Annotated in this window: 6 protein-coding genes and 2 tRNA genes; 6 read left to right on the top strand and 2 right to left on the bottom strand. The window is 40.5% G+C overall.

Features of this window, described 5'->3' with window-relative positions; all coding sequences use genetic code 11:
- Window positions 1–117 precede the first annotated feature (117 nt).
- Together ACGF63_RS15490 and ACGF63_RS15485 are read left to right on the top strand one after the other, a co-directional pair.
- Window positions 118–194: transfer RNA gene (locus tag ACGF63_RS15490), tRNA-Asp, on the top strand.
- An 8-nt stretch (window positions 195–202) separates the two neighbouring features.
- Window positions 203–278, top strand: a tRNA-Trp gene (locus ACGF63_RS15485).
- Between the two features lie 1170 nt (window positions 279–1448).
- On the opposite strand, the gene hdfR is transcribed toward ACGF63_RS15485, so the two are convergent.
- Complete coding sequence (gene hdfR / locus ACGF63_RS15480; RefSeq protein ID WP_387631846.1) at window positions 1449–2285, bottom strand: HTH-type transcriptional regulator HdfR; 837 nt, start codon at window positions 2283–2285, stop codon at window positions 1449–1451.
- Between the two features lie 125 nt (window positions 2286–2410).
- On the opposite strand from hdfR, the gene ACGF63_RS15475 reads away from it, so the two are divergent.
- A complete protein-coding gene (locus ACGF63_RS15475) occupies window positions 2411–2749 on the top strand; it encodes a DUF413 domain-containing protein (RefSeq protein ID WP_036844236.1) in 339 nt (112 codons plus the stop codon).
- 47 nt (window positions 2750–2796) lie between these two features.
- Here ACGF63_RS15475 and ACGF63_RS15470 read toward each other — a convergent pair whose 3' ends face one another.
- Window positions 2797–4320, bottom strand: a complete 1524-nt coding sequence (locus ACGF63_RS15470; protein WP_152963463.1) for a YifB family Mg chelatase-like AAA ATPase — start codon at window positions 4318–4320, stop codon at window positions 2797–2799.
- A gap of 651 nt (window positions 4321–4971) precedes the next feature.
- On the opposite strand from ACGF63_RS15470, the gene ilvL reads away from it, so the two are divergent.
- The 3 genes from ilvL (at window position 4972) to ilvM (ending at window position 7110) form a co-directional block, all read left to right on the top strand.
- Window positions 4972–5070, top strand: coding sequence for an ilv operon leader peptide (gene ilvL, locus ACGF63_RS15465; RefSeq protein WP_036844375.1), 99 nt, complete (start codon window positions 4972–4974; stop codon window positions 5068–5070).
- A 139-nt stretch (window positions 5071–5209) separates the two neighbouring features.
- Window positions 5210–6856, top strand: coding sequence for an acetolactate synthase 2 catalytic subunit (ilvG, locus tag ACGF63_RS15460; RefSeq protein WP_152963462.1), 1647 nt, complete (start codon window positions 5210–5212; stop codon window positions 6854–6856).
- Window positions 6853–7110: an acetolactate synthase 2 small subunit gene (gene ilvM, locus ACGF63_RS15455; RefSeq protein WP_152963461.1), complete on the top strand. Its 258-nt coding sequence runs from the start codon at window positions 6853–6855 to the stop codon at window positions 7108–7110. Before ilvG ends, ilvM begins: the two co-directional genes overlap by 4 nt.
- Window positions 7111–7116 lie beyond the last annotated feature (6 nt).

Here is a 7116-nt window from a genome sequence, read left to right as displayed (position 1 = left end):
AACGTCGCGAAAAGCGGCGGTCTGAAGGGCGAATGGCAGAAGGGCCATTCGTAAACTGCCCTGATTGGCATTGAAATTTTATGTTGTGGTAACGACATAAAGGACAAGAAATTCGGTGGTGCGGTAGTTCAGTTGGTTAGAATACCGGCCTGTCACGCCGGGGGTCGCGGGTTCGAGCCCCGTCCGCACCGCCACCTTATTTAGGGGCGTAGTTCAATTGGTAGAGCACCGGTCTCCAAAACCGGGTGTTGGGAGTTCGAGTCTCTCCGCCCCTGCCAGTTACAAACTAAGTAATAACTAAGGTAGTTTGCAATATTGATAACCCAGCTATTTAGCTGGGTTTTTTCTTATTTGTACTGTGTACAATGAATACATATCACCTTGGCAGATGTTATTTTTTGACCGTGATAATTAAAGGGTGACTCAGAGGAGAAAGTCTTCTGGGTGGTATTTGGCAAGGGAAATATTATCTAGACATAAGATATTGATTTAACTAATAAAAATCTATTTAAACTTAATATCTTTATTGTCACTTTTACATACAGAGAGTCATCTCTTGACTGATCAATTAAAGGGTATTGCTAGTTTATTATCTTAATTTTGACTTGAATGTTGGACTCGTATCTAAGAGTAAACTATAACAGCATATTCTTTATTGTCTTTGATATTTAGTGTTCAAGCATCTTTTTCATGAATTAATTCAGCGGCATGTAGATTCAGACTCTTTTTGGGGTTAGAAGGCGTAGGTGATCAATGCGTCTACCGCCTCTAATAGAAAACTGAACAGTTTAAATATTCTATGTGAGAAATATTTCTTAACGTAATAAACATCGTTTCAATTAGATAATATTTTTTCAGTCTTATCCGCTCCCATAGTAATAAAAATTTTTCTTGATCCATTTATGGATATTTATTATAAGGAAGAAGCTAGTCGGTTGATGCATCTGAATCTATTCTCAACTTATTACTGATGCTATTAGTGTACAAATTGCACTTATTAGTCGAATCCGCCATGTTTAAAGGATTTGCGTCAATTAAGTCTTAGTGAGCACTCTAATCGTGACAGTTTTCTTATTAAATGAAGTTCGGTTTAAAGTTTAAAATAAAATTTACTTAAGTCGAATGGCAAGGTAAGAGTATTGAGTATCCAGACGATGAGGGTAGGTTCGTTTAGTAAGTTATTCAAAATCATCTTACCCTTCTTCACTGTGGTTCTGGGTTTTCTGATTCAAGTCACAGTCTTAAACCATGACGTAGTGTGTAGTAAGTGAAGATTATTTGGCAAACAGGGGGATATGTGGAAGGATGGCGAAAGTAATCCCGCCTCCTGCGTGATCTAAAATTTTGTTCCCTCTTACTATTTTCTTTTCTGTTTCCGTGTAACACTCCTATCTGGAAATCTTGCAGAATATAGATCCACTAATTGAATGAGTTGCATAAAATGTCTCTTAATCTCTTGTAGAAGTATTGATGACAGGTATTTTTAATAGCTGCTGAATCAATGCTTGTTGATCGTTGTTCTGTAGCCATATAGCGTATAATGGGCGTTCAATTAGTTCAGTATTTGGGTAAGAGACAAGTTTTGAATATTCGTTTTGCCAGTGTATTGGTAGGAAGGCGGCTCCTCTGACACTGTTGAGCAGCTGGCGAGCTATATGTGCCGAAGTGGTTGTGATGATGGGCAATTGTTCACTTTTTAAAATCCGTTGTTCTTGTTGATGGAAATCAGCTCCCCATTCTAATTTGATGTAGTTTTCAACTTGGTATTGCAGATTTTCTTCCGTCGTTAATAATTTCAGGCAAATATTCCCTAATAACAAGCTTTGGAATTCATCCATTTTAGGTGGTTCAGTCGTTATTAGTAGATCTAACTCACGCGAATGAAGTTGTTTAACAAGAGATTGCCGAGTAGAAATCCGGGATTCTAATCTTAGTTCCTGATGTCTTTTATAGAAATCCTGTAGCCAAGGGGTTAAATATGCTTCCCATAATGATGCGGTAGCGCCAATTGTCAATTCAGTATGTTGAGATGCATGTGTTATCTCTTTTTTAGCCAATTGCCAGGTATTCATCAGTGATTCTGCATACGGCACAAGGCGTTCGCCAGCGGCTGTAAGACGGATGTTATTGCGATGACGCGTGAAAAGATTAGCACCTAATTGGTTTTCTAATTGGCGTATGCGAAAGCTGACTGCTGACTGTGTCAGGTATAGTGATTCGGCTGCCCGACCAAAGTGACGAGTTTTACTGACCTCCAGAAAGGTTTTCAGTAATTCGGTGTCCACATGTTTCTCCAATAATTTTTATCGTTAAGATTTAAATGTTTTGTTTTACAGAATGCCAGGCCTATCTAATACTCCGCGCCATAATTAGCATGATAGTAACAGTAATAGAATTAGGAGTGTGTCAGATGGCCGAAAGCTTCATCACGACTAATCGTTTTTTTGATAACAAACATTATCCTCGCGGGTTTTCCCGCCATGGCGATTTCACCATTAAAGAGGCGCAATTGCTAGAGCGTCATGGTTATGCGTTCAATGAGTTAGATCTCGGTAAACGTGAGCCTCAAACAGAAATAGAAAAACTGTTTGTTGCTGTTTGCCGGGGTGAACGTCAGCCTGTGACGATAGAAGAAAAAGTATGGGCCAAATATTTGGCAAGGATTAGTCGTCCAAAACGTTTTCATACCCTGTCAGGTGGTAAGCCTCAGGTTGATTCTTCTGATGACTATACCGACACTGATGATTAATATCATCACAAGTTATGAGTACAGGGGCTTTGCCCCTTTTTTCATTTTTAACCTGATTGTTTTTGTAACTGTATTAATAGCCTGTCCATACTGCGGTAGCTTAAGGCTTCCATAATATGTGGTTTTTCTATCTCTTTTTTTCCTTCTAAGTCGGCGAGTGTTCGGGATGTTCTCAGAATTCGATGCCATGCCCGGATGGAAAGCCCTAGCTTTGTTAGTGTTTCTTCTAGAAACACAGCATCGTTAAGTTTGAGCTTACAAAATGTTTCTGTCTCTTTACTATTCATATGAGCATTAATTTTTCCACAGCGTTTCAATTGTATTTCTCGCGCTGTCAGTACTCTTAATTTTACATTTTTGCTGCTTTCGCTTGATCTAACTGGGCTACTCAATGTTCCAATGGGTAACAGAGGAACTTCAATTGAGAGATCAAAGCGATCTAAAAAAGGCCCGGAAAGTTTTGCCAGGTATCGAAGTATTTGCTGAGGATTACTTCGATTATGAATTCCTTGATGATGGCCTGTAGGGCTGGGATTCATTGCTGCTATTAATTGAACCTGAGCAGGAAAACAAACTTTTGCCCTGGCTCTGGATATGATTATTTCCCCTGACTCCAGTGGTTCTCTGAGGGCATCAAGGACTCTGCGTTCAAATTCAGGAAGTTCATCCAGAAACAGCACACCGTTGTGAGCAAGTGATATTTCACCGGGTTTAGGAAGTCCACCACCGCCAACCAGCGCTGCCATTGAAGAGCTGTGATGAGGCGCTCTGAATGGACGTGTATGCCATTGTTCCGGTGGAAGGTAGGTATCTACCAGGCTATTGATAGCGGCAACCTCAAGGGCTTCTTTGTTTGTTAATGGCGGTAATAAACTGCATAGGCGGCTTGCCAGCATCGTTTTTCCTGTCCCAGGTGGGCCAAGTAGTAAAAGATTATGTCCGCCTGCTGCTGCGATTTCCAGTGTGCGTTTTGCTTGTTCCTGACCAATAATATCCTGAAGATCCGGTTGTGATTGTTCTGTTGAAAATTCATGCTGGATTGTTGTTGTCAGCAGTTGTTTTTCTCCTTGAAGAAAGTGGCAGATATGCAAGAGGTGTTCTGCCATTAACGTTGCATCCTGAGATAAGATTGCCAGCTCTGTTCCGTTTTCTGTCGATAGAATAAGTTGCCTGCCTGCGTCTCCCGCGCTTAGTGCAGCTGGAATTGCGCCATTAACTCTCCGTAAGCTCCCGGATAGCGCGAGTTCACCAAGAAATTCATAACGGTTCAGTTTATCGGCAGGTATTTGTTCTGAAGCTGCCAGAATAGCGATAGCAATCGGCAAATCATAACGGCCACCTTCTTTGGGAAGGTCTGCGGGTGCAAGATTGACGGTGATTCTTTTAGGCGGATAGGTAAACCCGCTGTTGATCAACGCGCTTCTGACACGATCTCTTGCTTCTTTTACGGCTGTTTCAGGCAAACCAACCAGAGTTAATCCAGGTAAGCCATTACTAATATGCGCTTCAACAGTAACAATGGGGGCATGAATACCTATCGTCGCTCTGGTATAAATAACAGCGAGGGCCATCCTATTCTCCTTAGTAAGAAAACGCATATGATGGGCTGAATTGAGATAATAAATAGTGTCTTATTATTTTTTTGCGAGACGGCTCTAAGAAATATTTTACGAGGTGACTAAAAGAATTTTTTTATTAGGTTTTCATTAGATGGTTTTTATTTAAGTTAATTGATTTTATTTGTTTTATATTCGTAAGTTTAATCATGAAATTTATTTTTCATATTATTTTCATGATGGTTTTTTATTGTTTTGATATTGGTTTTTTATTTGTTTTGGATTCAAATTTTATATCTCATTATAGTGATTTTATATATTTTCACAGTGGGTTAAATTAGTGTTTTATATATTTTTGCTTTATTTATTAACTGGGATTGTTGTCACCCAGGTGATTAATAATAAGATCTTTATTTGGTTTTAGCTGAATGGTTTGTTTTATTTGTTATTTATTAATGTGATATATTGTTTTTATATAATAATCTGGATTTTATCACCTAAATTTAATTCATTTATGGGAAAATAATCCAATTTGTAATTATCTAATTGAAAATAAACAATATTTTTTCATGCTGAAGAATAAAACAAAATAAAAGTTGTCAAGCTATGAAGAACGTGATAACTCTTAAATATAGATTAAACAAACGAGTTAAAACGGTCAAGATTATGAACATATTCGTCCAAGTGATTAGCCTAGTTATCGTCAGCGTGGTGGTGATTATTATCCCACCGTGCGGGGCTGCACTTGGACGAAGAAAGGCTTAGACGAACAGCCAGATCTCTCGAAGACCCCCGCACCGAAAGGCGCGGGGGTTTTTTTTCGGCAAGCAAAAATCAGTCAGAGACAAAAACATACAACAGAACAAAATTTTGTCTCACAGGGTAAACACAGGGGATATGAAAAATGAACGGGGCGCAGTGGGTTGTAAAAGCATTACGAACGCAGGGTATTGATCAGGTTTTCGGCTACCCTGGTGGTGCAATCATGCCGGTTTACGATGCTTTGTACGATGGTGGTGTGGAGCACTTACTTTGTCGGCATGAACAGGGCGCTGTTATGGCTGCAATTGGTTATGCGAGAGCCAGCGGTAAGCCGGGAGTCTGTATTGCCACATCCGGGCCGGGGGCAACAAACTTAATCACTGGATTGGCTGATGCGTTGTTAGATTCTATTCCTGTTGTCGCTATCACTGGTCAGGTTAGTTCTGAATTGATTGGAACTGATGCCTTTCAGGAAGTCGATGTTTTAGGTCTCTCCCTTGCTTGCACCAAACACAGCTTCTTAGTGGACTCCCTGGAAAATTTACCTCAAATTATGGCTGAAGCCTTTTCTATTGCAACCAGTGGTCGACCTGGCCCGGTTTTGGTTGATATTCCTAAAGATATTCAGCTGAAAGAGGGGAATTTAACCCCACATCTGGTTCCTGTTGAGCAAGATATACCCTGTACTGAAAATGAATTAGAACAAGCCCGGAAGATGATTGCGGCTGCGGCAAAGCCAGTGCTGTATGTTGGTGGCGGAGTTGGTATGTCTCAGTCAGTTTCTGTTTTGCGTAATTTTGTTGCGGAAACAGGTATGCCGGTTGTTTCCACGTTGAAAGGTTTGGGTGCTGCTGATACTGAACATCCATGTTATCTGGGAATGCTTGGGATGCATGGTACGAAAGCTGCAAATTTTGCTGTTCAGTCATGTGATTTGCTAATTGCCGCAGGTGCCCGTTTTGATGATCGTGTGACTGGCAAACTCAATACCTTTGCGCCGAATGCAAAAGTTATTCATCTGGATATCGATCCGGCAGAGCTGGGGAAATTACGTCAGGCTCATGTGTCATTGCTGGGGGATTTAAAAGCGTTGTTGCCTCGTTTACAGCAACCAATATCAATTATGTCCTGGCAGCAGGAAGTTAAGCGTCTGAAGGCTGAATATCCTTGGTACTACGATCATCAGGGGGAGGCTATCTATGCACCTTTGTTATTGAAGCAGGTTTCAGATCGTAAAACATTAAACACGGTTGTTACCACCGATGTTGGACAGCATCAGATGTGGACAGCTCAACATATGACTTTTGATGGGCCTGAAAATTTTATTACATCCAGTGGGCTGGGATCGATGGGATTTGGTATCCCTGCTGCGATTGGTGCTCAAATTGCCCGACCAGAGGATATGGTGATCTGTGTATCCGGTGATGGTTCTTTCATGATGAATGTTCAGGAATTGGGGACAATTAAACGCAAACAGTTACCAGTAAAAATTTTACTGTTGGATAACCAGCGGCTGGGAATGGTGCGGCAATGGCAGGAGCTGTTTTTTGATAAACGATATAGCGAGACAACATTAACGGATAACCCTGATTTTGTCGCATTAGCGAAGGCTTTTGATATTCCTGGGCAACATATCACTGATAAATCACAGATTGATGAAGCTTTGGATGCGTTATTCAATAGTAAGGGACCGTATTTATTACAGGTATCAATTGAGGAATTAGAAAATGTTTGGCCGTTGGTTCCTCCCGGTGCAAGCAATGAAACTATGTTGGAGAAATCATTATGATGCAGCATCAACTTGCAATCCAGGCTCGTTCCTGCCCTGAAATATTAGAACGTATCTTACGAGTAACGCGTCATCGTGGATTTGAGATATGTTCGATGAATATGGATCAAACAATGGATGGCTATAATGTTAATATCGAATTAATTGTTGCCAGCCAAAGACCTGTTAATTTGTTGTTTTCACAATTAACTAAATTAGTGGATGTCGCTGGTGTCAAGATTCTGCAACCGAAATCACAATTAATACGTGCATAACGTAGA

Source organism: Photorhabdus sp. RM322S, from assembly GCF_042879395.1.
GTDB lineage: Bacteria > Pseudomonadota > Gammaproteobacteria > Enterobacterales > Enterobacteriaceae > Photorhabdus > Photorhabdus khanii.
Note: the sequence above shows the minus strand (reverse complement) of the source record. Positions and strands in the feature narration are given on the sequence as shown.

Coding starts and splice junctions, on each gene's coding strand:
- ACGF63_RS15475 (WP_036844236.1), top strand. CDS start 2,411: ATGGCCGAAAGCTTCATCACGACTAATCGTTTTTTTGATAACAAACAT.
- ACGF63_RS15470 (WP_152963463.1), bottom strand. CDS start 4,320: ATGGCCCTCGCTGTTATTTATACCAGAGCGACGATAGGTATTCATGCC.
- ilvL (WP_036844375.1), top strand. CDS start 4,972: ATGAACATATTCGTCCAAGTGATTAGCCTAGTTATCGTCAGCGTGGTG.
- ilvG (WP_152963462.1), top strand. CDS start 5,210: ATGAACGGGGCGCAGTGGGTTGTAAAAGCATTACGAACGCAGGGTATT.
- ilvM (WP_152963461.1), top strand. CDS start 6,853: ATGATGCAGCATCAACTTGCAATCCAGGCTCGTTCCTGCCCTGAAATA.